23 protein-coding genes are annotated in these 23,785 nt (G+C 68.9%); 15 read left to right on the plus strand and 8 right to left on the minus strand.

Features of this window, described 5'->3' with window-relative positions:
* Nucleotides 1-167: 167 nt before the first annotated feature.
* A complete protein-coding gene (locus tag ACYVOK_RS00655) occupies nt 168-419 on the plus strand; it encodes a hypothetical protein (protein ID WP_460660219.1) in 252 nt (83 codons plus the stop codon).
* Between the two features lie 74 nt (nt 420-493).
* On the opposite strand, the gene ACYVOK_RS00660 is transcribed toward ACYVOK_RS00655, so the two are convergent.
* Nucleotides 494-877 (minus strand): cold-shock protein, encoded by a 384-nt coding sequence (locus tag ACYVOK_RS00660; protein ID WP_449830090.1) that lies wholly within the window; start codon nt 875-877, stop codon nt 494-496.
* A 149-nt stretch (nt 878-1,026) separates the two neighbouring features.
* A complete protein-coding gene (larE, locus tag ACYVOK_RS00665) occupies nt 1,027-2,499 on the minus strand; it encodes an ATP-dependent sacrificial sulfur transferase LarE (protein ID WP_460660220.1) in 1,473 nt (490 codons plus the stop codon).
* A gap of 115 nt (nt 2,500-2,614) precedes the next feature.
* On the opposite strand from larE, the gene ACYVOK_RS00670 reads away from it, so the two are divergent.
* From ACYVOK_RS00670 to ACYVOK_RS00680, 3 genes are read left to right on the plus strand one after another with little or no spacing between them, the layout of a single operon-like run.
* Nucleotides 2,615-3,544 (plus strand): TauD/TfdA dioxygenase family protein, encoded by a 930-nt coding sequence (locus ACYVOK_RS00670; RefSeq protein WP_460660221.1) that lies wholly within the window; start codon nt 2,615-2,617, stop codon nt 3,542-3,544.
* Between the two features lie 55 nt (nt 3,545-3,599).
* Nucleotides 3,600-4,190, plus strand: a complete 591-nt coding sequence (locus ACYVOK_RS00675) for a TetR family transcriptional regulator (protein ID WP_460660222.1) — start codon at nt 3,600-3,602, stop codon at nt 4,188-4,190.
* Nucleotides 4,187-5,143: a R2-like ligand-binding oxidase gene (locus ACYVOK_RS00680; RefSeq protein WP_460660223.1), complete on the plus strand. Its 957-nt coding sequence runs from the start codon at nt 4,187-4,189 to the stop codon at nt 5,141-5,143. Before ACYVOK_RS00675 ends, ACYVOK_RS00680 begins: the two co-directional genes overlap by 4 nt.
* Here the strand turns inward: ACYVOK_RS00680 and ACYVOK_RS00685 are convergent.
* Entirely contained in the window at nt 5,117-6,280 is a 1,164-nt protein-coding gene (locus ACYVOK_RS00685) for an MFS transporter (protein WP_460660224.1), read from the minus strand. The two genes, ACYVOK_RS00680 and ACYVOK_RS00685, sit on opposite strands and share 27 nt — an antisense overlap.
* A gap of 90 nt (nt 6,281-6,370) precedes the next feature.
* Between ACYVOK_RS00685 and ACYVOK_RS00690 the strand changes: the two genes are divergently transcribed.
* The gene (locus tag ACYVOK_RS00690; RefSeq protein ID WP_460660225.1) at nt 6,371-7,270 is read left to right on the plus strand and encodes a LysR family transcriptional regulator; all 900 of its coding nucleotides are present in this window, start codon (nt 6,371-6,373) and stop codon (nt 7,268-7,270) included.
* On the opposite strand, the gene ACYVOK_RS00695 is transcribed toward ACYVOK_RS00690, so the two are convergent.
* A complete protein-coding gene (locus ACYVOK_RS00695; RefSeq protein ID WP_460660226.1) occupies nt 7,244-8,866 on the minus strand; it encodes an AMP-binding protein in 1,623 nt (540 codons plus the stop codon). The two genes, ACYVOK_RS00690 and ACYVOK_RS00695, sit on opposite strands and share 27 nt — an antisense overlap.
* Before the next feature lie 73 nt (nt 8,867-8,939).
* Between ACYVOK_RS00695 and ACYVOK_RS00700 the strand changes: the two genes are divergently transcribed.
* The 4 genes from ACYVOK_RS00700 (at nt 8,940) to ACYVOK_RS00715 (ending at nt 11,719) form a co-directional block, all read left to right on the plus strand.
* On the plus strand, nt 8,940-9,560 hold the full coding sequence (locus ACYVOK_RS00700; RefSeq protein WP_460660227.1) for an SIMPL domain-containing protein: 621 nt from the start codon (nt 8,940-8,942) through the stop codon (nt 9,558-9,560).
* A 53-nt stretch (nt 9,561-9,613) separates the two neighbouring features.
* Nucleotides 9,614-10,384 carry a hypothetical protein gene (locus tag ACYVOK_RS00705; protein WP_460660228.1) on the plus strand — a complete coding sequence of 257 codons (771 nt, stop codon included), beginning with the start codon at nt 9,614-9,616 and terminating at the stop codon, nt 10,382-10,384.
* A gap of 108 nt (nt 10,385-10,492) precedes the next feature.
* A complete protein-coding gene (locus ACYVOK_RS00710) occupies nt 10,493-11,278 on the plus strand; it encodes a metallophosphoesterase (protein WP_460660229.1) in 786 nt (261 codons plus the stop codon).
* Between the two features lie 69 nt (nt 11,279-11,347).
* Complete coding sequence (locus ACYVOK_RS00715; protein WP_460660230.1) at nt 11,348-11,719, plus strand: DUF427 domain-containing protein; 372 nt, start codon at nt 11,348-11,350, stop codon at nt 11,717-11,719.
* Here the strand turns inward: ACYVOK_RS00715 and ACYVOK_RS00720 are convergent.
* Nucleotides 11,706-12,479: an alpha/beta fold hydrolase gene (locus ACYVOK_RS00720; RefSeq protein ID WP_460660231.1), complete on the minus strand. Its 774-nt coding sequence runs from the start codon at nt 12,477-12,479 to the stop codon at nt 11,706-11,708. The genes ACYVOK_RS00715 and ACYVOK_RS00720 overlap by 14 nt on opposite strands.
* 108 nt (nt 12,480-12,587) lie before the next feature.
* On the opposite strand from ACYVOK_RS00720, the gene ACYVOK_RS00725 reads away from it, so the two are divergent.
* From ACYVOK_RS00725 to ACYVOK_RS00735, 3 genes are read left to right on the plus strand one after another with little or no spacing between them, the layout of a single operon-like run.
* Nucleotides 12,588-13,370 carry a GNAT family N-acetyltransferase gene (locus tag ACYVOK_RS00725; protein WP_460660232.1) on the plus strand — a complete coding sequence of 261 codons (783 nt, stop codon included), beginning with the start codon at nt 12,588-12,590 and terminating at the stop codon, nt 13,368-13,370.
* Nucleotides 13,371-13,408: 38 nt separating this feature from the next.
* On the plus strand, nt 13,409-15,691 hold the full coding sequence (locus tag ACYVOK_RS00730) for a helicase-associated domain-containing protein (RefSeq protein ID WP_460660233.1): 2,283 nt from the start codon (nt 13,409-13,411) through the stop codon (nt 15,689-15,691).
* Between the two features lie 46 nt (nt 15,692-15,737).
* Nucleotides 15,738-17,378 carry a DNA repair helicase XPB gene (locus ACYVOK_RS00735; RefSeq protein WP_460660234.1) on the plus strand — a complete coding sequence of 547 codons (1,641 nt, stop codon included), beginning with the start codon at nt 15,738-15,740 and terminating at the stop codon, nt 17,376-17,378.
* Between the two features lie 90 nt (nt 17,379-17,468).
* On the opposite strand, the gene ACYVOK_RS00740 is transcribed toward ACYVOK_RS00735, so the two are convergent.
* Genes ACYVOK_RS00740 through ACYVOK_RS00750 form a run of 3 tightly spaced genes read right to left on the minus strand, consistent with a single transcriptional unit; the run spans nt 17,469 to nt 20,230 of the window.
* The gene (locus ACYVOK_RS00740; RefSeq protein ID WP_460660235.1) at nt 17,469-18,179 is read right to left on the minus strand and encodes a FadR/GntR family transcriptional regulator; all 711 of its coding nucleotides are present in this window, start codon (nt 18,177-18,179) and stop codon (nt 17,469-17,471) included.
* 27 nt (nt 18,180-18,206) lie between these two features.
* Nucleotides 18,207-19,139 (minus strand): dihydrodipicolinate synthase family protein, encoded by a 933-nt coding sequence (locus tag ACYVOK_RS00745; protein WP_460660236.1) that lies wholly within the window; start codon nt 19,137-19,139, stop codon nt 18,207-18,209.
* Nucleotides 19,140-19,153: 14 nt separating this feature from the next.
* Nucleotides 19,154-20,230, minus strand: coding sequence for a sialidase family protein (locus tag ACYVOK_RS00750; protein ID WP_460660237.1), 1,077 nt, complete (start codon nt 20,228-20,230; stop codon nt 19,154-19,156).
* Nucleotides 20,231-20,277: 47 nt separating this feature from the next.
* Here ACYVOK_RS00750 and ACYVOK_RS00755 point away from each other — a divergent pair, with 47 nt between their 5' ends.
* The 3 genes from ACYVOK_RS00755 to ACYVOK_RS00765 are packed head-to-tail and all read left to right on the plus strand — an operon-like array spanning nt 20,278 to nt 23,728.
* A complete protein-coding gene (locus ACYVOK_RS00755) occupies nt 20,278-21,900 on the plus strand; it encodes a type 2 periplasmic-binding domain-containing protein (protein WP_460660238.1) in 1,623 nt (540 codons plus the stop codon).
* Nucleotides 21,900-22,844, plus strand: coding sequence for an ABC transporter permease (locus ACYVOK_RS00760; protein WP_460660239.1), 945 nt, complete (start codon nt 21,900-21,902; stop codon nt 22,842-22,844). The genes ACYVOK_RS00755 and ACYVOK_RS00760 overlap by 1 nt, the downstream gene beginning before the upstream one ends.
* Nucleotides 22,841-23,728: a carbohydrate ABC transporter permease gene (locus tag ACYVOK_RS00765; RefSeq protein ID WP_460660240.1), complete on the plus strand. Its 888-nt coding sequence runs from the start codon at nt 22,841-22,843 to the stop codon at nt 23,726-23,728. Before ACYVOK_RS00760 ends, ACYVOK_RS00765 begins: the two co-directional genes overlap by 4 nt.
* The last annotated feature ends 57 nt before the right edge of the window (nt 23,729-23,785 follow it).

Here is a 23,785-nt window from a genome sequence, read left to right on the forward strand (position 1 = left end):
CCAAACCCCAGCCTCAGCCCCGCTCGCCCCGCCCGCTCCGCCCGCTCCGCTTGCCCCGCCCGCACCGGCGCCCCACGGTAGGCATGTGGACGGATAACCCCTCGGCGTGCTCCTTCTCCGCGCGCATACGAGGAGAGAACGGTGCACTTCAGGGGATATCCGCTGAAGTGCACCCCTCGGAGGCGGCGGGGCAGCGCGAGGCGGCCGGGTTCCGCGACGGGCTGGACACCGTGCTCGATGGCATCCAGGCGCGCATCGAGCGGAGTCCCCGACGGCGATGCCGAGCGGAGTTCCTGACGGCGATGCCGAGCGGGTTTCCTGACGGCGATGCCGAGCGGAGTCCTGACGGCGACGCCGAGCGGAGTCCTAGTCGCGATGCCGAGCAGCGTCCTAGCCGCGATGCCGAGCGGAGTTCCTGACGGCGATGCCGAACGGGTTTCCTGACGCGGTGCCGAGCGGAGTTTCTGACGGGGGCGCCGTACGGCGTACTGGGTCAGATGTCGAGTTTGTCGGCGACGCCGCGCAGCACGGTGGCGACCTGGCGGGCGGCCTTGTTGTCGGGGTGGCGGCCGCGGCGGTAGCCCTCGCCGAGGTTGTCGAGCAGCTTGATCAGGTCCTCGATGACCAGCTGCATCTCCTCCGGCTTCGGCCGCATCGCCTTCGCCACCGACGGCGGCGGGTCGATCAGCCGGACCTGGAGGGCCTGCTCGCCCCTGCGTCCTTCGACGACACCGAACTCGACCTTCTGCCCCGGCTTGAGGTTGGTCACTCCGGCCGGCAGCGCGTCGGCACGGACGTAGACGTCCCCGCCCTCCTCCTTGCTGAGGAAGCCGAACCCCTTCTCGGAGTCATACCACTTGACCTTGCCAACGGGCACGGGAACCCCTCTGTCGTCACTGAAGAAAACCAGCGTCTGTCAATCGTCGGATCGGGACGGGAGAACCGCCCGATCGGCTACCCAGCGTACGTGAACCCGCGCCGGACCGCCTCCGGAAAACTACCTGAGGTGGCAAGGGTTCCGCATCATCACCGGTACCTCTCCGGATCCTTCAACCGTTCGTTCATCGAGCCGGATCGGAAGCCGCGCGGGTCGACCTGAGCGGCCGGGAATCCCTCGGCGACCACCGCGTCGACCAGGGCCTGATGGTCCACCTGGTCGAGCAGGGCCTTGTCGATCTCGATACTCGCGGTCTCGCCCAGGTCGCGGACCCGGACGTTCTCGACGCCGTACGGCGTGAGCCGCGAGCGGACCGCCTGTTCGGCCCGGTCGACCCGGGCCAGCAGGTTCGGTGTGATCCGGATGCCGTACGCGATCCGGCTCGACAGGCAGGCGGCGGCGGGCTTGTCGGAGGTCTCCAGACCCCAGCTCCGGGACGCCTCGCGGATCTGCGCCTTGGTCAGCCGGGCGTCCTTCAGCGGCGTGATCGCACCGCGCTCGTGGGCGGCCCGGATCCCCGGCCGGAACCCGGCGATCGCGTCGTCCGCGTTCGTCCCGGTCGCGATCGCGGTGATCCCGAACTCGTCCGCGATCGGCTGCAGCGTCTCGACCAGTTCGGCCTTGCAGAAGTAGCACCGGTCGCCGGCGTTGGCCTGGTACCCCTCGCGCTCCATCTCGTGGGTGTGCGGGGTGACGTGCCGTACGCCGATGCTGTCCGCGAACCGTGCGGCCGGCTCGAGCTCGGACGCCGGGAGACTCGGCGAGACCGCGGTCGCCGCGACCACGTTGGCCGGCCCGATCGCGCGGGCCGCGGCCGCCAGCAGGAACGCCGAGTCGGCACCGCCGCTGAACGCGACGACCAGCTTCTGGTAGCTCGACAGCCGCCGCATCAACGCTTCCAGCCGCTGCTCGAGCACGTACGCGTCCAGCCAGGCCGGGAACTCGGTCAGGTCGTTCAGTACGACGTCGGCTCCGTACGCCCGAAGCTCGTCGGCGGTGAACGGACCGGTGGCGACGCTCACCGCGACCGCCCCGGCGGCCCGTGCGCCGTCGATGTCGGCGGTGTGGTCGCCGACGTAGATCGTCGCCTGGTGCTCCCGCAGCGCGATGCCCTTCTCGGCGCCGTGCAGGTCACCGACCGGCTCGTCGACGTCCAGCCCGAGGTGCTCCAGGTGCAGCACCACCGAGGGTGTGTACTTCGCCGACACCACCATGGTCCTGCCGCGCAACGCCCGTACGGCGGCCAGCGACTCGGCCACACCGGGCAACGGCAGGCTCCCGGTGATCGCGTGCGCCGGGTAGTGCTCGCGGTACCGGGCGACCATCGCGTCGACCTGCTCCGGCGGGAACCAGTTCGCCATCTCCCAGGTCAGCGGCGGGCCGAGCCGGCTCACCACCAGGTCGGTGTCGATCGGTACGCCGGTCTCCTCGACGAGCAGGTCCCAGACCGCCTGGATCCCCGGCCGGGAGTCGATCAGCGTCATGTCCAGGTCGAACCCGACCACGAGCTCCGGCACGTCGTAGGTGGCGGCAGCAGCGGACTGGATCTCGGCGGTTGACACGTCCCCAACCCTACGTGCTCCCGGCCCGGGCCCGGTCTCGCATCCCGAAACGGCCGATATGTCTACTAATTCAGTTGGATTATTGCTGTTAACCGACACCCCCAGGGAGCCACCGATGACCACTCAGCTGGAAGCACCGGAGATCACCGTCACCAAGGCCGGCGGCGCGATCGGCGCCGTGATCGGCAACGTCCGCCTCGGCGGCGACCTGCCCGCGCAGACCGTCGCCGCGATCCGGCAGGCCCTGCTCGACCACAAGGTGATCTTCTTCCGGGACCAGCACCACCTCGACGACGCCGGCCAGCTCGCCTTCGCCAAGCTCCTCGGGACGCCGACGCTGGCGCACCCGACCTCGAAGAGCCTCGAGGGCGCCGAGAACGTGCTGCCGATCGACTCCGACTACGGCAAGGCGAACAGCTGGCACACCGACGTCACGTTCGTCGACCGGATCCCCGCGATCAGCCTGCTCCGGGCGGTCACGCTACCGGCGTACGGCGGGGCGACCACCTGGGCGAACACCGTGACGGCGTACGCGAATCTGCCGGTGCCGCTGCAGGCTCTGGTGGACCGCCTGTGGGCCGTGCACAGCAACGTCTACGACTACGCCGGCCGGGTGGACGAGACCCGGATCGGCGGGGTGGACGTGAAGGTCGAGGAGCACCGCAAACAGTTCGTCTCCAAGCTGTTCGAGACCGAGCACCCGGTCGTCCGGGTCCATCCCGAGACCGGTGAGCGCTCGCTCGTCCTCGGCCATTTCGTCCGGCGTTTCGTCGGCCTCACCTCCGCCGAGTCGACGGCGTTGTTCCAGCTGCTGCAGAACCGCATCACGAACCTCGACAACACGGTTCGCTGGCAGTGGCAGCCCGGCGACCTGGCGATCTGGGACAACCGGGCGACCCAGCACTACGGCGTCGCGGACTACGACGACCAGCCGCGCCGGCTGCACCGGATCACCCTGGCCGGCGACATCCCGGTCAGCATCGACGGCATCCGCAGTACGCCCCGGACCGGCGATGCGGAGCACTTCTCAGCACTTGACAATTGAGAACGGTCTGTCCGACCTCTTGACATTGCGGACGAAAATGTAAACCCTCGGTCCCATGGACTCGTTCGCGGACCGGACCAAACGCCGACTGCGCGACGAGCTGCTGGACAACGCCTACGACGCGATCGTCGCGGGCGGGTACGACGGGCTGCGGATGAACGACGTGGCCCGCCGGACCGGGGTTTCCCGGCAGACCGTCTACAACGAGTTCGGCGACAAGTGGGGCGTGCTGCAGGCGGTGGCGGCACGCGAGACCGAGCGGTTCCTGCTGGACGTGAACGCAGCACTCGCCGAGCAGTCCGACCCGATCGACGGTTTGCAGGCCGCGGTCGAGCGGGCGCTCACACTGGCCGGGGAGAACCCGCTGGTGAAGGCGGCGCTGGGCCAGCCGGGATCCGATCAGGCCAGCCAACTGCTGACCACACGGGGGCAGCAGGTGCTGGAGGTGGCCCACCTACGGCTGGGTGAGCACGTCAGGGAGCACTGGCCGGAGGTACCACCGGAGGACGCGACCAGCTGCGTCGACGTCGCCTTGCGCGTCGTCCTCAGCCACATCGTCACGCCAGGCCCTCCCCCGGCGGCGGTGGCGGCGCAGCTGGCCCGCGTCCTCAGTCCCTTTCTGTCCCGAGCCAGGAGGCAGTCATGACGACGACGAATCCGCTGCACCGACAGGGTTTCAGCTCACTGCGGTCCGGTGGGCTGAACTGGGAAGCGCTGCCGCTGCGGCTGTTCGACAAGGGCAACCGCAAGTTCTGGAACCCGCGGGACATCGACTTCAGCCAGGACGCGAAGGACTGGCAGGAGCTGAGCGACAACGACAAGGACAACGCGTTGATGCTCTGCTCGCAGTTCATCGCCGGTGAGGAGGCGGTCACCGAGGACCTGCAGCCGTTCCTGCAGGCGATGGCGGCCGAGGGACGGTTCGGCGACGAGATGTACCTGACCCAGTTCTGCTTCGAGGAGGCCAAGCACACCGCGGTGTTCCGGCTCTGGCTGGACGCGGTCGGCGTCACCGAGGACCTGCACCACTACGTCGAGAACAACCCGGGTTACCGCGCGATCTTCTACGAGGCCCTGCCGGTCGCCCTCAAGTCGCTCGCCGACGATCCGTCCCCGGCCAATCAGGTCCGTGCGAGTGTCACCTACAACCACGTGGTGGAAGGGACTTTGGCGCTGACCGGCTACCACGCTTGGAACCTGCTCTGTACGTCGCGCGGCGTACTGCCGGGCATGCAGGAACTGATCCGCCGGATCGGCGACGACGAACGACGGCACATGGCCTGGGGCACCTTCACCTGCCGCCGCCACGTCGCCGCGGACGCGTCGAACTGGAAGGTCGTCACCGACACGATGGAGGAACTCCTCCCGCACGCGCTGACCCAGATCCAGTGGGCGATGGACAACTCCCCCGAACTGCCGCCGGAGATCGACCCGACCGCGTTGATGACGTACGCCGGGGACCGTGCGACCCGCCGCCTCGCCGCGATCGAGTCGGCGCTCGGCGCGGACGTGGCCGGTATCGACCTCGACTACTCGCCGGAGAGACTCGAGGACGACTTCGGCGACGAGGACTCAGCCGCGCTGGCGGCGGTCCGCTAGGACGACGATCAGCGCAGCAGTCGCCAGAAGCGCGGGCAGCCAGGTGACGGTCGTCGTACCGATGCGATCGGCGACTTGGCCGCCCGCGAAGGCACCCAGTGCGATCGAGCCGTTGTACACCCCCACGAGTACGGCGGACGACGCCTCGGGCGCGCTGGGTGCCGCCGCATGACCCCACGCCTGCGTGCTCACGCTCGTGCCGCCGTGCGCGAAACCCCAGACGACGAGCAGAGCAACGGCTCCGGCGAGCGTCCTACCGACGAAAGGCATCAGTACGGCGACCGTCGCGATGCCGATCGCGATCATGCCGATGGCACGAGCCGGACGCAGCGACCCGGCGACGAAGTTGCCGATGACACCGGCGACGCCGTACGCCAGCAGCAGCGTGCCGATCAACGCCGGGGTGATGCCCGCCTGCTTCTCCAGCAGCGGGCGGACGTACGTGTAGGCGGCGAAGTGGCCGGTGACCAGAAGTGCGACCAGGGCGAGCCCGACGCGTAGCTGCCTGATCTTCAGCACGTCCACGACGTCGCTCAGCCGGACCGCCTTCTCCGCCGCGAGCGGAGGCAGGAGGACAGCGAGGGCGACGGCCAGGACCCCGGACAGCAGACCGACCGCGGCGAAGGCCCAGCGCCAGCCCAGCAACTCGCCGACGTACGCACCGGCCGGAATCCCGAGCACAGAAGCGATGGCGATCCCGCTGAAGATGAGCGAGGTCGCCGGACCGGCCGCATGCGCGGGGACGACGCGGCGCGCCAGACCGACCGTGAACAGCCAGACACCGCCGAGCGAGATGCCGAAGAGGACCCGGGCGATCATCAGGACCCCGACATTCGGTGCGGCGGCCGCGAGCAGGCCGGCACCGGCGAGAAGTGCCATCAGACCAACCATCACGACGCGCCGGTCGAGCTTGCCCAGCAGCAGCGGAAGCAGCGGCGCGGCCAGCGCGGAGACCACGCCGGTGACCGTCAAGGTCAGGCCCGCGGTGCCCTCGCTCACCTGGAGACTCGAACCGATCGGGGTCAGCAGGCCGACAGGCAGCATCTCGGCGGTGACCACGGTGAACACCGTGGCTGCCATCGTCACCGAGGCGGCCCAGCCTCGGGTGGCTACCTGGTCGGAGCAGATCGTCGTCATGGGTCAAGGCTTCGGGACCGCGAGGGTGCCGAACAACGGCGATCTGGTCATGCTTGTATTAGCTGAGCTAATCGATCGGGAGGACGCCCAGTGGCTGTGGAGATCCGCGAACTGGAGTGCTTCCTGGTGCTGGCCGAGGAGTTGCACTTCGGCCGTACGGCGGAACGCCTCTACCTCTCCCAGAGCCGCGTCAGCCAGTTGCTCCAGTCGCTGGAACGCCGGATCGGCGGGCCGTTGTTCGAGCGGACCAGCCGCCGGGTCGCGCTGACTCCACTCGGCAAGGAGTTCCTCACCACACTGCGACCGGCGTACGCCGCGCTGGAGCGCGTGGTGGAGAACGCCCGCGACTACGCCAACTGCGTCAAGGGCAAACTCCGGATCGGCTTCCAGGGCACGGCGAACGACGACGTGCTGACCGCGGTGTCGGCGTTCCAGAGCCGCAACCCGAACTGCCTGATCGACGTTGCCGAACTGCCGTTGAACGACCCCTTTGGCGCGCTCCGGCGCGGCGAGGTGGACGCGGCCGTCGTGATGCTGCCGGTCGCGGAGGACGACCTGGTCCTGGGGCCGGTGTTCTCCCGGCAGCAGCAGACCCTGACCGTGGGCGCCAGGCACCGGCTCGCCGCCCGTGAAGCCGTCGACGCCGAGGAACTCGACGGCGAGACCCTGATCGGGATCTCCGGCCCTGCTCCGGGCTACTGGCGCCAGGCCCAGGCACCCACCCAGACACCCGGCGGCGCACTGATCCACCGCGGTGCCGAGGTCCGCACGCTGCAGGAGGGCCTCTCACTGATCGCCGCCGGCCGCGGCGGCATGCTGGTCTGCCGCCCCACCGCGGTGCTCAACCAGCGCGCCGACCTTGTCAGCGTCCCGGTCACCGGCCTCCCCGAGTCGGCCCTCGGCCTGGTCTGGCGCCGGGGCGAGGACACCCCCGCGCTGAAAGCCTTCGCGGACCAACTGAGGTCACGAGAGACCGAGCAGGTCCACTGACCTCTCGCGCATCTCCACCTTGCGGATCTTGCCGGTGACCGTCATCGGGAAGTCGTCGACGATCAGGACGTACTTCGGGATCTTGAAGTGGGCGAGTTTGCCGGTGGCGAACTCCTTGATCGCGGCCGCGTCGAGCGGGTCGGCGCCGGGCTTCAGCTTGATCCAGGCGCACAGCTCCTCGCCGTACCTGGCGTCCGGTACGCCGACCACCTGGACGTCGGCGATCGCCGGGTGGGTGTAGAGGAACTCCTCGATCTCGCGCGGGTACACGTTCTCGCCGCCGCGGATCACCATGTCCTTGATCCGGCCGACGATGTTCACGTACCCGTCCTCGCGCATCATCGCCAGGTCGCCGGTATGCATCCAGCGGGCCTGGTCGATCGCCTCCGCGGTCTTCTCCGGCTCGTCCCAGTACCCGAGCATCACCGAGTACCCGCGGGTGCACAGCTCACCGGGATGACCCCTCGGCACGACCAGACCGGTGGCCGGGTCGACCAGCTTCACCTCGACGTGCGGCATCACCGTGCCGACGGTCGACGTACGGCGGTCCAGATCGTCGTCGCGGCGGGTCTGCGTCGACACCGGCGACGTCTCGGTCATGCCGTAGCAGATCGCCACTTCGGCCATGTGCATGTCCGCCACACATCGCTTCATCACCTCGATCGGGCACGCTGAACCCGCCATCACCCCGGTCCGCAACGACGTCAGGTCGTACGACGCGAAGTCCGGCAGCCCGAGCTCGGCGATGAACATCGTCGGTACGCCGTACAACCCGGTGCAGCGTTCGTCCTGGACCGCCCGCAGTGTCGCGGCCGGGTCGAAGGCCGGCCCGGGAATCACCATGCAGGCGCCGTGCGTCGTACAGCCGAGGTTCGCCATCACCATGCCGAAGCAGTGGTAGAAGGGCACCGGGATGCAGAGCCGGTCCTGCTCGGTGAACGCGATCGTCTCGGTGACGAAGAAGCCGTTGTTGAGGATGTTGTGGTGGCTCAGCGTGGCGCCCTTGGGGAAGCCGGTGGTGCCGCTCGTGTACTGGATGTTGATCGGGTCGTCGAAGGCCAGCTCGGCCTCGCGGGCGCGCAACGCGTCCACGCTGACGCGGTCCGCCGCGGCCCGCAGCTCGTCCCAGTCGCCGGTGCCGATGTAGACGGTCTCCTCCAGGGCCGGGCAGTCCGGACGGACCTCGTCGACCATCGCGCGGTAGTCGCTGGTCTTGAACTCGGTCGCCGAGATCAGCAGCCGGACCCCGGACTGGTTCAGCGCGTAGGCCAGTTCGTGGGTCCGGTACGCCGGGTTGATGTTGACCAGGATCGCGCCGATCGTGGCGGTCGCGTACTGCGTGATCGTCCACTCCGCGCAGTTCGGGGCCCAGATCCCGACCCGGTCGCCCTTCGCGATCCCGCGCGCCAGCAGGCCTCGGGCGACCACGTCCACCTCGGCGCCGAACTCGGCGTACGTCCAGCGCCGCCCGGTCTGCACCTCCACCATCGCGTCCCGGTCACCGAACCGGCTCACCGTGCGTCCGAGGTTGGCGCCGATGGTCTCGCCCAGCAACGGAACCTCGGACACTCCGGACGCGTACGAAGGCAGGCTCATGCCGGTCATCGTCACGCGCCCGGCGCGGCCCGGCAAGAGCCCGCGCGAGCCGGGAGGGTGTCAGACTGCTGGCATGGAGACTGGGGTGAGCGTCGTCGGGTCAGGTCAGGTCAGCGCACCACCGGACGTACTGCGGATTTCGTTGAGTGTCGGGCACGACGCGGCCGACGTGGCGGCCGCGGTGGGTCGGGTGGCGGAGCGGACGGAGGCGGTGATCGCGGCACTGCGGCAGCAAGGGGTCGAGGCGTCCGACATCGCGACCAGCTCGGTCAACGTGCACCCGCAGTACAAGGAGATGGCGACGCCGTCCGGATTCCACGCCGCGCACAGCCTCACGGTCACCACCAAGGACCTGACCGGCTTCGGCCGGCTGCTGAACGCCGCCGTGGATGCCGCGGGCAACAGTCTCGGCGTGGACTACCTGCAGTTCGACGTCGAGGACAAGGCGCCGCTGCTCACCCGGGCGCGTGAGCTCGCCTTCCAGCAGGCCCGGGCCAAGGCCGAGGAGCTCGCGGCCCTGGCCGGCTACTCGCTCGGCTCGGTCACGTCGATCTCCGAGAGCTACAGCCACGCACCCATCCGCGGCCAGATGATCGAGCTCCAGAGCGCCAAGGCCTTCGACGCGCCGCTGAACATCACTCCCGGCGACCAGACCGTCGAGCTCTCCCTCGAAGTGCATTTTTCGTGGGCGTGATGGCCTGCCTTCCGGTCTAGACTGTCGCGACACATCTCCCTGGGGAGGGCCCCATGTCGCTGCAGCGACCTCTTGTCTCCGCCGTACTCGCGGCGGGCCTCACACTGATCCTGGTCGCCTGCGGCGGCGATTCCACACCGGAGGGCGGCGCGGCGCCGTCCGCCACTCCGACGCCGACTGCGACCGCGAGCAGCAGCAGTACGCCGAGCGTCGTACCGACGACTCCGTCCGCGCCGCCGACGCAGGCTCCGGCGCCGCGGACGAAGGCGACGCTGACCAAGGCGCTGCTCGCGCTGGAGGACCTGCCGGCCGGTTTCGCGGTCGAGCCCGACACCGGTGAGGACGACGGGGGCGGGCTGTCGTCGACCAACTCCAAGTGCGCCAAGCTGGTCCGGTTGTTCAACGCCGAGCAGTCGCCCGGGGCGAAGGTCATGGTGGAGCGCGGCTTCTCCGGTGGCCAGAACGGACCGTTCGTCGGCGAGCGGCTGGAGGCGATGTCGTCGGCCAAGGCCACCTCGGACCTCCTCGCCGCGACCAGGGCCGCGGTGAAGGCCTGCCCCAAGGCCAAGCTCACCATCGACGGCGCCGGCACCTCGACGGTGGCGGTCACCGAGGTGGCCGCGCCCAAGGCCGGCACGTCCCCGGTCGCGGTCCGGCTGGCCGCGGAGAGCGGCCCGCTGGCGGGTCTCGAGGTGGTCTTCGCGTTCGCCGGGCTGGGCGACGTCCTGCTGAGCATGAACTTCGACAGCTCGGACATCGAGGAGCCGGTTCTGGCGGCCGTGGAGAAGGCGAAGGAGGTGCTCGGCACCACCACCGGCACCTGACGTGGGCGGCCGGCGGCGTCGTGGGTGACGTCGTCCGCCGTCGTACGACTACGCTCGCCGCATGCGTCTCGGTACTCGATCTCGTCATCCGCACCGCTGGGGGACGGCGTGACAGCTGTGTACGCGGTGAGCGACATCCACGGGCACCCGGAGAAGCTGCAGGCATCGCTCCGGCTGGCCGGGCTGACCGATGCCGACGGCAACTGGTCGGGCCGGGACGCCCGGCTCTGGTTCCTCGGCGACTTCTTCGACCGGGGTCCGGACGGGATCGGCGTACTGCGTTTCGTCCGCAGGCTGATCGGCCAGGCGCCGGACGGGGACATCCGGGTGCTGCTCGGCAACCACGAGATCCTCGCGCTCGGGATGCACAAGTTCGGCGACACGTTCGTCCCGCACGACGGGATCACCACCCGCAGCTTCGAGCGGTCCTGGGTGCTGAACGGCGGCCAGGACCGCGACCAGGAACTGCTCACCGACGACGACGTCGCCTGGCTCCTCGAGCAGCCGATGCTCGGCCTGGACGCGGGCCACCTGCTGATGCACTCCGACACCGTGGAGTACGTCCAGTGGGGTGACACGATCGACCAGATCAACGCCGCGGCCGGTGCCGAGCTGCACAGTGACGACATCGTGGTCTGGTGGGAGATCTGGCGGCGGATGACGTCGCGGTACGCGTTCCGCGGCCCGAGCGGGCCGGAGGTGGCGCGGATCATGCTGCGGCACCTCGGCGGCCACCGGATCGTCCACGGCCACAGCATCGTCGCCGACCAGCTCGGCATCCTGCCCGAGAACCTGACCGGACCCCACCTGTACGCCGACGGCCTCGTCCTGGGCATCGACGGCGGCGCGTTCGACGGCGGGCCCTGCCTGGTGGTCGAACTCGAACAGCTGTAGCGGGAATGTCCCGCCATCGTCCCGGGTTGTTGAAAAGTTGACGGCGAACCACGGCCTTGGGAGACGTTCATGGCGGAGAAGAAGATTCCTGGTCCGGACCACCCGATCACGGTGGCGAAGAACCCGGATCGGGTGGTGGTGAAGGCCGGTGACCAGGTGATCGCGGACACCCGGGACGCGTTGTCGCTGCAGGAGGCGAGCTACCCCGCGGTGCAGTACATCCCGCGCCGCGACGTCGACCTGACCCTGCTCGAGCGCACCCACCACCACACGTACTGCCCGTTCAAGGGCAAGGCGTCGTACTACAGCGTCCTGCCCGCCGGCCGGGCCGGCGTGAACGCGGTGTGGACGTACGAGCAGCCGTACGACGCGGTCGCCGACATCCGCGAGCACCTGGCCTTCTACCCGGACAAGGTCTCGATCGAGATCATCGCCGACTGAGAAACTCTCGCAGGACCGGCGCCAGGATCTCCGGCGCTGCGACGTGATCCTGGTCGGGCAGCTCGGCCAACGACGCGGCCGGCAGCTCCTTCACGATCCGGTGGGCCGCTTCGACCATGAACGGCGGTGACGCGGTCCCGGCGACCACGAGGGTCGGCTGGGTGATCCTGGCGAGCAGGTCGACAGGCACCCGACCGCCCGGTGAGGCGTGGTCCATCACGGCGAAGTCGTAGGCGAGGGTCGGGGCGATGTCGGTCATCCCTGGTAGCGCTGCGGTCTCGAGCGCGGCCTCCTTCGGCATACCCGCGAGCATCAGGAACACCTCGACCGCCTCGCGCCGCCGGCCCGCGGCGAGCAACTCGAGCACCTGCGCCCCCTCGTCCTCGGTGTCGGCGTCATCCGGTCCGTACGGCGGCTCGTGCAGCACCACCTGCGTGAACGGCAGCCCGGTGCTCGCGGCCACCGCGACGAGCGCCGCGCCCGACGAGTGCCCGTACACGGCCGCCGTACCGCCGACGGCCGTGAGCAGCGCGCCGATGTCGTCCACCTCGCGCTTCACGGCGTACGGCGTACTGTCGCCGCTGTCACCGCGTCCGCGCCGGTCGTAGATCACCACGTCGAAATCGGCGGCCAACTCGTCGGCGAGTGGTCGCAGGGCGTCGCGGGCGCACAGCGCGCCCGCGACCAGGATCAGCCGTGGACCACTCCCCTGCCGTTCGTAGGCAATCGTCGTACCGTCGGCGGAAGTCACCGTTTCCATCTGGTCCTCCTCTGAGTGGGTCACTGACGACCGAGACGTCGGAGCCGACCCGCGAACTTCGACACATTCCCTGGCGCCACTCCCGCCGGGGTGGTTCACTGCGACGCGATGATCAGCAGAGTCGACGACTACCTCCACGCGGTGCCGCTGTCCGGTTCGGTCGCCGAGCAGGTCGGTCCCTTCACACTGTTCCGCAGTACGACGGCCTGGCCTTACTACGCCCGTCCGGTGCCGGGGGCCGGGACCACCGTCAAGCCGGCGGACATCGACGCGGTGCGGTCGCGCTGCACGGAGCTCGGCATCCCGCTGAGCTTCGAGTGGGTCGTCGAGGCCTGCCCGTCACTGGGACCTGCTGCCACGGCCGCCGGGCTGAACGTGGTCGAGCACCCGCTGCTGATCCTCGAGCGGGCCGATTTCCGCCCCGCGAAGGCCGACGCGCGCTGCGAGATCCTGCCCGCGGAGGACGCGGTACTGCGGCAGGCCCGAGCTGTCGCGTCTCTGGCTTTCGGAGACCCCTGTACGGCGTTGGGCGAGGCCGGGCCGAAGGAGCGGGACGCCAAGGCGGCGGAGGTCGCGGACGACGTGATCGCCGCGGTCCTGGACCGCGTGCGGCGTGGGGTGACCGTGGCCGCGGCGGCGTTCACCGAGGACGGCATGGTCGCCAGCGGGCAACATCAGCCGGTCGGCAGCACGACCGAAATCGTCGGCGTCGGCACGCTCCCCGCCATGCGCCGCCGGGGCCTGGCCGCGGCGCTCACCAGTGCCCTGGCCGACCACGCGTTCACCAACGGAGCCGACCTCATCCTCCTCTCGGCCGAGACCAAGGCAGTCGCCGCCGTCTACGAACGCGTCGGCTTCCACCGCATCGGCACCGCCGCCGCCGCGGAGTAGTTGGTGGTGAGTGGACAGAGGGCCGTACCGTTGGAGGGATGAGCAAAACCGAGTGGAGCCGCCCACGTACCCTCGCTGAGGCACTGCGTACCTGGGACGACGCTGCCCTCGGTCAGTTGCTGCAGCGGCGTCCGGACCTGGCCACGCCCATCCCAGCGGACACCAGCCAGCTGGCGGCTCGGGCCACCACCAACGCATCGGCTGCCCGGGCGATCAACCGGTTGGACGAGTTCGGTGTCGACCTGTTGGAGGCATTGTCGGCTCTGCCCGAGCCTGTGGACCTGGCAACCCTCGCGGTGGGTGTCGGACAGCCTGTCGAGGTGGTCCGGCCGCGTGTGGCCGAATTGCTCGACCTGGCACTGGTGTGGGGGACCGAGGACGACCTACGGCCCATCCGCGCCGTGCACGAGCTACTCGGCCCGACACCCGCCGGACTGGGTCCTGTCACCACCAGGCACTTCGGCGACCTGGACAAGCTGATCGAGGAGGCGGGCCCGGACGCCCGTGCGGTGCTGGACAAGCTGACCTGGGGTCCGCCGACCGGGACGGTGGAGAAGGCTGAGCGGCCGGTGACGATCGCCTCGGCGCGTACGCCGGTTGAGCGGTTGCTGGCGCGTGGACTCGTCGTACCGAAGGACGCGAACACTGTCGTCCTCCCGCGACAGATTGGATTGCACCTGCGTGGCGGGCGTGTGCTGGCCTCAACACGCCCTGCACCGCCGCCGTTGGACGGCAAGAAGGTGTCGGCGGCTATCGCGGACCGTGCGGCGGCCGGTGCGGCGCTGGACCTCGTGCGGCTGGTCGACCGTGCACTGGAGCAACTGGGAACCGAACCGCCACCGGTACTACGCACCGGTGGCATCGGCGTCCGTGAACTCCGCAGCCTGGCCGGCAAGATCGGTGCGGAGGAGCAGACGACCGCAGCTGTGCTGGAGATCGCGTACGCAGCCGGCCTGGTGGCAGCGGTGGAGGTTGGTACGAGCGAGTTCTGGCTGCCGACCAGCTCGTACGACGACTGGCTGGAGCTGGACCTCGCACAGCGGTGGGCACAGCTCGTCATGGCCTGGTTCACCGGGCTTCGCGCGATTGGACTGATCGGCCGACGTGACACTGGTGGTGCGACGGCTGCGGCTCGTGAGCGCCTCATCAACGCGCTGGCGCCTGACCTGGAACGTCTGCTGGCTCCAGAAATCCGTGTCCTCACGCTGCAGGCCCTGATGGAGGCAGGAGCCGGTACGGCGCCTGCCACGGAGTCAGTGGTCACCTGGGTCGCCTGGCACCGGCCGCGGCGTGGTGGACAGTTCCGCGACGACCTGGTCGAGTGGACGATCACCGAGGCCGCACTGCTCGGTCTGACCGGACTTGGCGCTCTCGCACACCATGCGCGGCCGCTGCTGGAGACCGAGCCCACGTCCGAGGATCTGGCCGAGGCGATCCGTCCCCTGGTCCCGGAGCCGGTGTCCGAGGTGTTGCTGCAGGCTGACCTGACCGCAGTTGCACCGGGTCCACTGGTCCGTGCGGTGCAGGACGAGCTGTCCGCCATGGCCGATGTCGAGTCTCACGGTGGTGCAGGGGTCTACAGGTTCAGTGAGAGCTCAGTACGACGTGCTTTCGACCTGGAGCGGACTGCGGATCAGTTGCACAAGTGGCTGGCCGAGCACTCACGGACTCCGGTCCCCCAGCCGCTGACGTACCTCATCGACGACGTTGCACGGCGTCACGGCGTACTCCGGCTCGGTACGGCGTCGACGTACCTGCGCTGTGACGACGAGGACGTGCTCACGCACCTGCTGAACTCGAACCTGCCCGGCGTCAAGTTCCGTCGGCTGGCCCCGACGGTCGTCGTCTCGCCGTCGCCGCCTGACGTGGTGCTGAGCCGGCTGCGGGAGGCCGGTCTCTCCCCGCTGGCGGAGACGTTCGACGGAGTCGTGCACGTCACGAGCGCGCCGACGCGTCGAGGTGAGACGCCACGTCGCCGGACCAGCCGGGACTTCGTGGACAGCCCGCTCGAGCTCACCGACGACCAGGTGAAGGCCGTGATCGAGAAAGTCCGGGCGGGTGACCGGATCGCCGCCGAACGCCCGGACGACAGCCTGATCGAACCCACGGCTCCGGCCGAGACCATCGGCGTACTGGCCAACGCGGCCGAGGCGCACACCCGCACCTGGATCTCGTACGTCGACCACCACGGCAACGCCTCCGAACGCATCGTCGAACCGGTCCGGGTCGCCGACGGCTGGCTGACCGCGTACGACGAGGGCGCCGACCAGCCCCGCACCTACGCCCTGCATCGCATCGCCAACGCCCGGGTCGTCGATTGATCGCCTCAGGCACAATGGAAGGTCGGGGCGACGATAGGAGCAGCGCGTGACAGACGGTCCATTGATCGTGCAGTCGGACAAGACACTCTTGCTCGAGACCGCACATCCGGACTCTGGCGACTGCCGGAAGGCCATCGCGCCGTTCGCCGAGCTGGAGCGGGCGCCCGAACACGTCCACACCTACCGGCTGACACCACTGGGCCTCTGGAACGCACGGGCCGCCGGTCACGACGCCGAGCAGGTCATCGACGTACTGCTGCGCTACAGCCGCTACCCCGTCCCGCACTCGCTCCTGGTCGACATCGCCGAGACGCTGGACCGCTACGGCCGGCTGCGACTCGAGAAGCATCCCCAGCACGGTCTGGTGCTCGTCACCACCGACCGGCCGGTGCTGGAAGAGGTGCTGCGCAGCGCCAAGGTCAAGCCGATGCTCGGTGCACGCATCGACGACGACACCGTGCTGGTGCACCCGTCGGAGCGCGGCCACCTCAAGCAGACCCTGCTGAAGCTCGGCTGGCCCGCCGAGGACCTGGCCGGGTACGTCGACGGTGAGACGCACAACATCGAGCTGGTCCGGGACGGCTGGGACCTGCGGCCGTACCAGCAGCAGGCGACCGAGTCCTTCTGGCACGGCGGCTCCGGTGTCGTCGTCCTGCCGTGTGGAGCCGGCAAGACGATCGTCGGCGCGGCCGCGATGGCCCAGGCGTCCGCCACCACGCTGATCCTGGTCACGAACACCGTGTCCGCGCGGCAGTGGAAGGACGAACTGGTCCGCCGGACCAGCCTGACCGAGGACGAGATCGGCGAGTACTCCGGTGCCCGCAAGGAGATCCGCCCGGTGACGATCGCGACGTACCAGGTGATGACCACGCGCCGGAAGGGCGTGTACTCACACCTGGAGCTGTTCGACGCCCGCGACTGGGGTCTGATCGTGTACGACGAGGTGCACCTGCTGCCGGCGCCGATCTTCCGGATGACCGCGGACCTGCAGACGCGGCGGCGGCTCGGGCTGACCGCGACACTGGTCCGCGAGGACGGCCGCGAGGGCGACGTGTTCTCGCTGATCGGCCCGAAGCGGTACGACGCGCCGTGGAAGGACATCGAGGCCCAGGGCTGGATCGCACCGGCCGACTGCGTCGAGGTCCGGGTCGACCTGGAGCAGACCGAGCGGTTCGTGTACGCGACCGCGGAGCCGGAGGACCGCTACCGGCTGGCCGCGTCCACTCCGGCGAAGTCGCGGCTGGTACGGCGGATCGCCGAGCACCACGCTGGTGAGCCGCTGCTCGTCATCGGTCAGTACATCGACCAGCTGGACGAGCTCGGCGAACGGCTGGAGTGCCCGGTGATCAAGGGTGAGACGACGGTTCGGGAACGGCAGCGGCTGTTCAACGCGTTCCGGGCCGGCGAGATCAGCCGGCTGGTGGTCAGCAAGGTGGCCAACTTCTCCATCGACCTGCCCGAGGCCTCGGTCGCGATCCAGGTCTCCGGCACTTTCGGCTCCCGCCAGGAGGAGGCTCAGCGCCTCGGCCGCGTCCTCCGGCCCAAGGGCGACGGCCGCACCGCCCGCTTCTACTCCATCGTCGCCCGCGACACCGTCGACGCCGAGTTCGCCGCCCACCGCCAACGCTTCCTCGCCGAACAGGGCTACGCGTACACCATCGTCGACGCCGAAAACCTCTTCGCCTGAGCCCACAAGAGCAGCAGCAGCAGAAGAAGAAGAAGAAGTTGGAGGAGTTGATCGTCGACGCCGAAAACCTCTTCGCCTGAGCGCCGGGGCCTACTCGCCCAGCCGGGTGTGGATGCCGTGGAAGTGCTTCTTCATCGAGCGGGCGAAGGCGTCGGCATCGCCGGTCTGCAAGGTGTTGAGCAGGTCGCGGTGCCAGGCGGCCGCGTCGGCAGGTGAGTAACGCGCCCCGGGTAGGCGAGCATCCACCTGCGAGAAGGTGCGCCAGAAGACGCTGAGCAGGTCGATCACCAACGCGTTGCCCAGCGGTTCGTACAGTGCCTGGTGGAAGGCCCAGTCCTCGTCCGGGAAGTACTCACCGGCCTCGGCCTTGGCCTCCATCCGTTCGACGATCGCCTCCAGGTCGTCGTACCCGTGCTCCTTGAAGTGCGCCACCACGTCCTCGGCGAGGCCGACCTCGATGGCCTGGCGGACCTCCAGGACGTTCTGCACGTCCCGGAGGTCACCGGCCATGGACTGTGACATCCGGAACGCCAGCCCGTCCTCCAGCGACTGCAGCGACACCTCGCCGACGTACGTCCCGTACCCGTGCCGGATCTCGATGATGCCGACCGCCTGCAGCGCCTTCATCGCCTCGCGCAACGGGTGCCGCCCGACTCCGAGCTGCGCCATCAGTTCCTGCTCGTTGGGCAGCGGGTCACCCGCCTTCAGCCCGCGTTCCAGGATGTACGACTTCATCTGGTCGCGAATGAAGGACTGATTCCCGGCCGCACCCCGTGCCCGGCTGAGCCCACCCGTCGTCACTGCCGGCCTCCTCGTTCTAGGAACCGTTCAGTGTAGTCCGGCGCGTTCCAGCAGCGGGCGGATCGCCGCGATCTCGGCCTCGTCCAGCGGAATCGACGGGTACGCCGTGACCGGGCACGCGATCACCCCGAGCAGGTACAACCCGGCCTTGAACGCGCCGAGGGCGGCCGAACTCGCACCCATCCGGCTCCGGTCCGCGACGTCGATGATCTCGAACAGCCGGATCAGCCGCTCCTGCTCGGCCCGCGCCGCGGCCAGGTCCCCGGCGGCCACCGCGTCGTACAACCGCACGTACCCGGCCGGATCCACGTTGCCGAGCCCGGGTACGACGCCGTCGACGCCGAAGGCCAGCGAGGAGTCGACCGTCACCTCCGACCCGGTCATGATCGCGAACCCGGACAACCCCGCGTCGCGCCGCGCCAGCACCAGGTGACGCAGGCTCATCTCCTGCCCACTGGAGTCCTTCACCCCGGCGATGACACCGCGCTGCCCGAGCTCGATCATCAGCGACGTGGGCAGCTTCACCCCGGCCCGAGGCGGGATGTCGTACGCGTACAGCGGCGTCTCCCCGGCGAGCGAGGCCAGCCGGACGAAGTGCCGCTCCATCTCGGCCGGATGCGTCGCGGCGTAGAACGGCGCGGTCGCGACCAGGCCGTCCACACCGGCCTTCAACGCGGCCGACAGGTGCGCACCGGCCCGGGCGGTCGAGGTGTCGATGACGCCGGCCAGCACCGGCACCTGCCCTGACACCTCCGCCACCGTGGTCTCCAGCACGATCTGCCGCTGGTCGTCGGTCAGGAACGTGCCTTCACCGGAGGTGCCGAGCACGAACACCCCGTCCACACCACCGGTCAGCTGATGATCGATCAACCGGGCCAGCGATGCGGTGTCGACGTCGTACTCGGGCGTGAGCGGGGTGACGAGCGGCGGTACGACGCCGGTCAGGCGGGCGGAGGTCAAGGGGTCTCCCAACGTCAAAGAGTGAATGTGGCGAAGCGCAAAGTCGCGAACGAGGACGTCTCACCGGCCTCGTAGAAGATCCCGACCGAGCCGTCGGGCAGCAGGACGAGATCCGAGTAGCCCGCCATGCCGTCGTGTACGACCAGTTCCGGGCGCCATGACTGCCCGGAGTCCGCACTGACGAAGACGGTCAGCTCCCGGCGCACCGACGGGTCCACCGGCGTCGACAGCAGCAGCCGGCCGTCGGGCAGCGCGAGCACACTCCCCTGGATCCCCGGCGCGGTGATCTCGGGAATCCCGGCGTACGGCGCGTCCAGCGTCAGACCGCCGTCCGACGACCACGCGTGCACCCGCGCCGGCCCGGTGCCCTGGTGGTTGCGGGCGTTGAAGTACAGCCGCCCGTCCGGCAACTCGGCGACGGCCGTCTCGTTCGCGTTGATCTCCGGACCGTCGTTGCGGTCCACGAAGCCCACCGACCAGGTGACACCGCCGTCGTCGCTGACGATGCAATGCCCGCCGTTCAGGCGGATCAGGTCCTCGACCGGCTCCGACGGCACGAACGAGTGGTTTGCCGGTACGACGAGACGCCCGGTGCGCAACGCGATCCCGTGACACGGCCCGGTCGCGTACCAGCCCCAGTCGGACGGCTTCACCTGCGCGGTGATCTCGGTCGTCGGGCCCCAGGTGGCGCCGTCGTCGGAGGAGCGCTGGACGAAGACCCGCCGGCCGTCCTCCGGATCGGTGCCGCGGGCCAGCGACAGCTCCACCGCGTCGGCGCCGTTCTGCACCGTGACCAGCACGATGTCCCCGCTCGCCGGGTCGATCACCGGCACCGGGTTCCCACACGTCTTGCCCGGCCCAGCCGACACCACCTGCAGCGGCAGCCAGGTCCTGCCGCCATCGAGCGAGCGGCGCAGCACCACCTCGATCTCGCCCGCGTCACCGGACCCGTGCAGCCGCCCCTCGCAGAAGGCCAGCACCAGGTCGCCTCGCGCCAGCACGGACGGGATCCGGAAGGTGTGGTAGCCGCTTCCGGCCGGGTCGAAGACCACCTCGGCCGGGATTTCCACGGCGCCGACTCTTGAAGACATAGGACGTACTATGTCATGGTGTGGCCCTCCGATGGAAGTGAGGCCACATGCCAGTCAGCAGAAGAACATTCCTCGGCGGCGGTCTGGCCGCCGCAGCTGTCGCGGTCACCGGTACGCCGCTGCTGGCGGGGTGTGCTTCGGACAAGAAGAACTCAGCCGCCGCCAACCTCGCCGTGAAACTGCCCACCTACGTCCGGTACGGCGAGGTGAAGCCCGACCTCCCGGGCACCGACGTGGTGCTGGACGGCTTCCTCAAGTACCCGGCCAACCCGGTGAAGGCGATCACCGAGACGGTCGGCGACGGCAAGCCGATCACGTTCATGACCAACATCCCCGGCGCGATCCCCCCGGCGGCGGACAGGAACCAGTTCTGGCAGGCGCTGAACGACCGGCTCGGGTCCGAGTTGCAGATCAGCATGGCGTCCAACGACGAGTACCCGGACAAGTTCGCCACCCGGATCGCCGGCGGCGACCTGCCCGACATCCTCAACATCCCGCCGTCGACCGCGCAGATCCCCGGCCTGCTCAAGGCCAAGGCGATGGATCTCACCGAGCACCTGTCCGGTGACGCGGTGAAGAAGTACCCGTTCCTCGCCAACATCCCGACCGAGTACTGGAAGGGATGTGTCTTCAACGGCGCCATCTACGGCGTGCCGGTGCCGCGGGGCATGTCCCGCACGTCGTTGCCGCTCTACCGCGCGGACCTCCTGGCGGCCAAGGGCATCACCGACCCGGCGCCGAAAAACTTCGAGGAGTTCCTCGCGCTGTGCCAGGAGATGACCGCGGCGAAGGAGAACCGCTGGGCCTGGACCCGGGTCCCGCTGTCCTACCTCCGGCAGATGGCCGGCCTGCCCAACCAGTGGAAGGAGGAGGGCGGGAAGTTCACCTCGATGTTCGAGGCGGAGGGCAACGAGGACGTGCTCGAGGCGGCCCGGAAGATGGTCGCCGCCGGCGTGGTCAACCCGGACACCTTCAGCGCCAAGGCCGCCGCCCGCAAGCAGTGGTTCAACGGCGGCATCGCGGCGTTCGACCTCGACAGCTTCGTCGCGTGGAACCAGTACTACGCGGACAACACCGCCGGGGACGCGTTCTCGGTGAACATGCTCGACGTGCCGGGCTTCACCGGAGGACAGGGCAAGCCGTGGATGGGCGCCGCCCTGAACAACGTCACCGCGTTCAGCAAGGACAGCAAGCACTCGGTCGAGACGCTCCTCAAGCTGGCCAACTGGATGGCCGCGCCTTTCGGGACCGAGGAGTACCTGTTCCGCAAGTACGGCGTCGAGGGCCGTCACTACGCGCTGAAGGGCACCGACCCGGTGCCGACGAAGACCGGCGTGGTGGAGACCGGGATCGGCCTGCAGTACATCTGCGATTCCGCCTTGGCCCTGTACTGGGCGGGCAAACCCGACGTACCGCAGAAGCAGCACGCGATCCAGCAGAAGATCGCCTCCCGGCTGGTGTACGACGCGTCGTACGGGCTCTACTCCGACACCGGGTCGAAGAACTGGTCGCGACTCACCGGCGCACTCACCGACTTGGAGAACCAGATCGTGCAGGGCAAGAAGCCGGTGTCGGACTGGGGTCCGGCGGTGAAGACGTTCCTGTCGTCGGGCGGTGAGAAGATCCGCGGCGAACTGCAGGACGCCTTCGCCGCGGCGGGCGGGAACTGATGCTTCAGCGATCGAAGACGGGACCGCAGCAGCAGTTGAGTCTCGGGCAGCGGTTGCTGCGGGACCGGGTGCTGCTGCTGTTCGCCCTGCCCGGGACGGCGCTGATCGTCGCGTTCCACTACGTGCCGTTGCTGGGGAACGTGATCGCGTTCAAGGACTACCAGCCGTTCCTCGGCATCAGCGGCAGCGACTGGTCGGGGCTGCAGAACTTCGCGGTGATCTTCAACGGCGACCCCGCGTTCCTGCGGGCGCTGCAGAACACCCTGATCCTGACCACTCTGCAGTCGGTCTTCGTGTTCCCGGCCCCGATCCTGCTCGCCCTGCTGCTGAACTCGTTGTTCTCCGAGCGGATCAAGCGGATCGCGCAGAGCATCCTCTACCTGCCGCACTTCATGTCGTGGGTGATCGTGGTCGCGCTGTTCCAGCAGATGCTGGGCGGCAGCGGGCTGCTGAACAACTACCTGCGGTCGCACGACCTGGGCACGATCGACATCATCGGGAACTCCGAGCTGTTCCACGTGTTGCTGACGTCGCAGATCATCTGGAAGGACACCGGCTGGGCGACGATCCTGTTCCTGGCCGCGCTGTCCCAGATCGACTCACAGCTCTACGAGGCCTCCAGCGTGGACGGCGCGAGCCGGATGCGGCAGCTGTGGCACGTCACGCTGCCGGGGTTGCGCGGGATCATCATCCTGCTGTTCATCCTGCGGCTCGGCGACTCGCTGACGGTCGGCTTCGAGCAGATCATCCTGCAGCAGCAGGCGGTCGGCCGCGACGTCAGCGAAGTACTGGACACCTACGTCTACAACAACGGTGTGATCGGTGGCGCCTGGGGCGTGGCGGCCGCGGTCGGCCTGGTGAAGGGCCTGGTCGGCGTCGCCCTCGTGCTGGCCGCGAACAAGGTCGCGCACATCTTCGGCGAGCAGGGGGTGTACCAGCGATGACTCGCAAAATCGTGCAGGGTGTCCCGATGCCCAGCTGGCCGATGCGGATCTTCAAGGGCCTCGTGCTGCTGGTGTTCTGCCTGGCGGTGATCGTCCCGTTCGTCGGGGTGATCTCGACCAGCGTGGCGCCGAACAAGCAGATCAACGAGTCCGGCGGGCTGGTGTTGTTCCCGGAGTCGATCAGTTTCGCCGCCTACGAGTCGCTGTTCGCCGGCGGTGTGGTCACCCAGGCGCTGTTCGTCAGCGTTTTCGTCACGGTCGTCGGTACGGTGCTCAGCCTGACCGCCTCGTGTCTGCTCGCGTACGCGCTGTCCCGGCCGTCCTTCGCGGCGGGCCGGCCGATCCTGCTGGTGATCCTGTTCAGCATGCTGTTCTCCCCCGGCATCATCCCGACGTACCTGGTGGTCAAGGGTGCCGGTCTGCTGGACAGTATCTGGGCGCTGATCGTGCCGACGATGGTGAGCGCGTTCAACGTGATCGTGCTGCGCGCGTTCTTCATGAACCTGCCGAACGAGATCACCGAGAGCGCCCGGATCGACGGTGCCGGCGAGCTGAAGATCTTCAGCTACATCGTGCTGCCGCTGTCCAAGGCGGTGCTGTCGGTGATCGGGCTGTTCTACGCGGTGGCGTACTGGAACGCGTTCTTCAATGCGCTGCTGTACCTGAACGACAGCAAGCTGTGGCCGTTGCAGCTGGTACTGCGCACGTACGTCATCAACGACACCCAGCTGGGCAGCGCCGAGCTCGGCACCGAGTTGCTGCCGCCGCAGGCCTCGATCCAGATGGCGATCCTGGTCGTCTCGATCGTGCCGATCCTGCTGATCTACCCGTTCCTGCAGCGCCACTTCGCCAAGGGCGTGCTCACCGGCGCCGTCAAGGGCTGATCGCGACGGCGTGACGGGCGTGTCACGACCAGTTCCTCCGGGGTTGCCCAGGGCAAC

This window comes from Kribbella swartbergensis (assembly GCF_054784135.1).

Bases quoted from the DNA above. Each gene is read 5' to 3' on its own strand.
- ACYVOK_RS00670 (WP_460660221.1), top strand. From the start codon at position 2,615: ATGACCACTCAGCTGGAAGCACCGGAGATCACCGTCACCAAGGCCGGC.
- ACYVOK_RS00675 (WP_460660222.1), top strand. From the start codon at position 3,600: ATGGACTCGTTCGCGGACCGGACCAAACGCCGACTGCGCGACGAGCTG.
- ACYVOK_RS00680 (WP_460660223.1), top strand. From the start codon at position 4,187: ATGACGACGACGAATCCGCTGCACCGACAGGGTTTCAGCTCACTGCGG.
- ACYVOK_RS00685 (WP_460660224.1), bottom strand. From the start codon at position 6,280: ATGACGACGATCTGCTCCGACCAGGTAGCCACCCGAGGCTGGGCCGCC.
- ACYVOK_RS00695 (WP_460660226.1), bottom strand. From the start codon at position 8,866: ATGAGCCTGCCTTCGTACGCGTCCGGAGTGTCCGAGGTTCCGTTGCTG.
- ACYVOK_RS00700 (WP_460660227.1), top strand. From the start codon at position 8,940: ATGGAGACTGGGGTGAGCGTCGTCGGGTCAGGTCAGGTCAGCGCACCA.
- ACYVOK_RS00705 (WP_460660228.1), top strand. From the start codon at position 9,614: ATGTCGCTGCAGCGACCTCTTGTCTCCGCCGTACTCGCGGCGGGCCTC.
- ACYVOK_RS00715 (WP_460660230.1), top strand. From the start codon at position 11,348: ATGGCGGAGAAGAAGATTCCTGGTCCGGACCACCCGATCACGGTGGCG.
- ACYVOK_RS00720 (WP_460660231.1), bottom strand. From the start codon at position 12,479: ATGGAAACGGTGACTTCCGCCGACGGTACGACGATTGCCTACGAACGG.
- ACYVOK_RS00725 (WP_460660232.1), top strand. From the start codon at position 12,588: ATGATCAGCAGAGTCGACGACTACCTCCACGCGGTGCCGCTGTCCGGT.
- ACYVOK_RS00730 (WP_460660233.1), top strand. From the start codon at position 13,409: ATGAGCAAAACCGAGTGGAGCCGCCCACGTACCCTCGCTGAGGCACTG.
- ACYVOK_RS00750 (WP_460660237.1), bottom strand. From the start codon at position 20,230: ATGTCTTCAAGAGTCGGCGCCGTGGAAATCCCGGCCGAGGTGGTCTTC.
- ACYVOK_RS00755 (WP_460660238.1), top strand. From the start codon at position 20,278: ATGCCAGTCAGCAGAAGAACATTCCTCGGCGGCGGTCTGGCCGCCGCA.
- ACYVOK_RS00760 (WP_460660239.1), top strand. From the start codon at position 21,900: ATGCTTCAGCGATCGAAGACGGGACCGCAGCAGCAGTTGAGTCTCGGG.
- ACYVOK_RS00765 (WP_460660240.1), top strand. From the start codon at position 22,841: ATGACTCGCAAAATCGTGCAGGGTGTCCCGATGCCCAGCTGGCCGATG.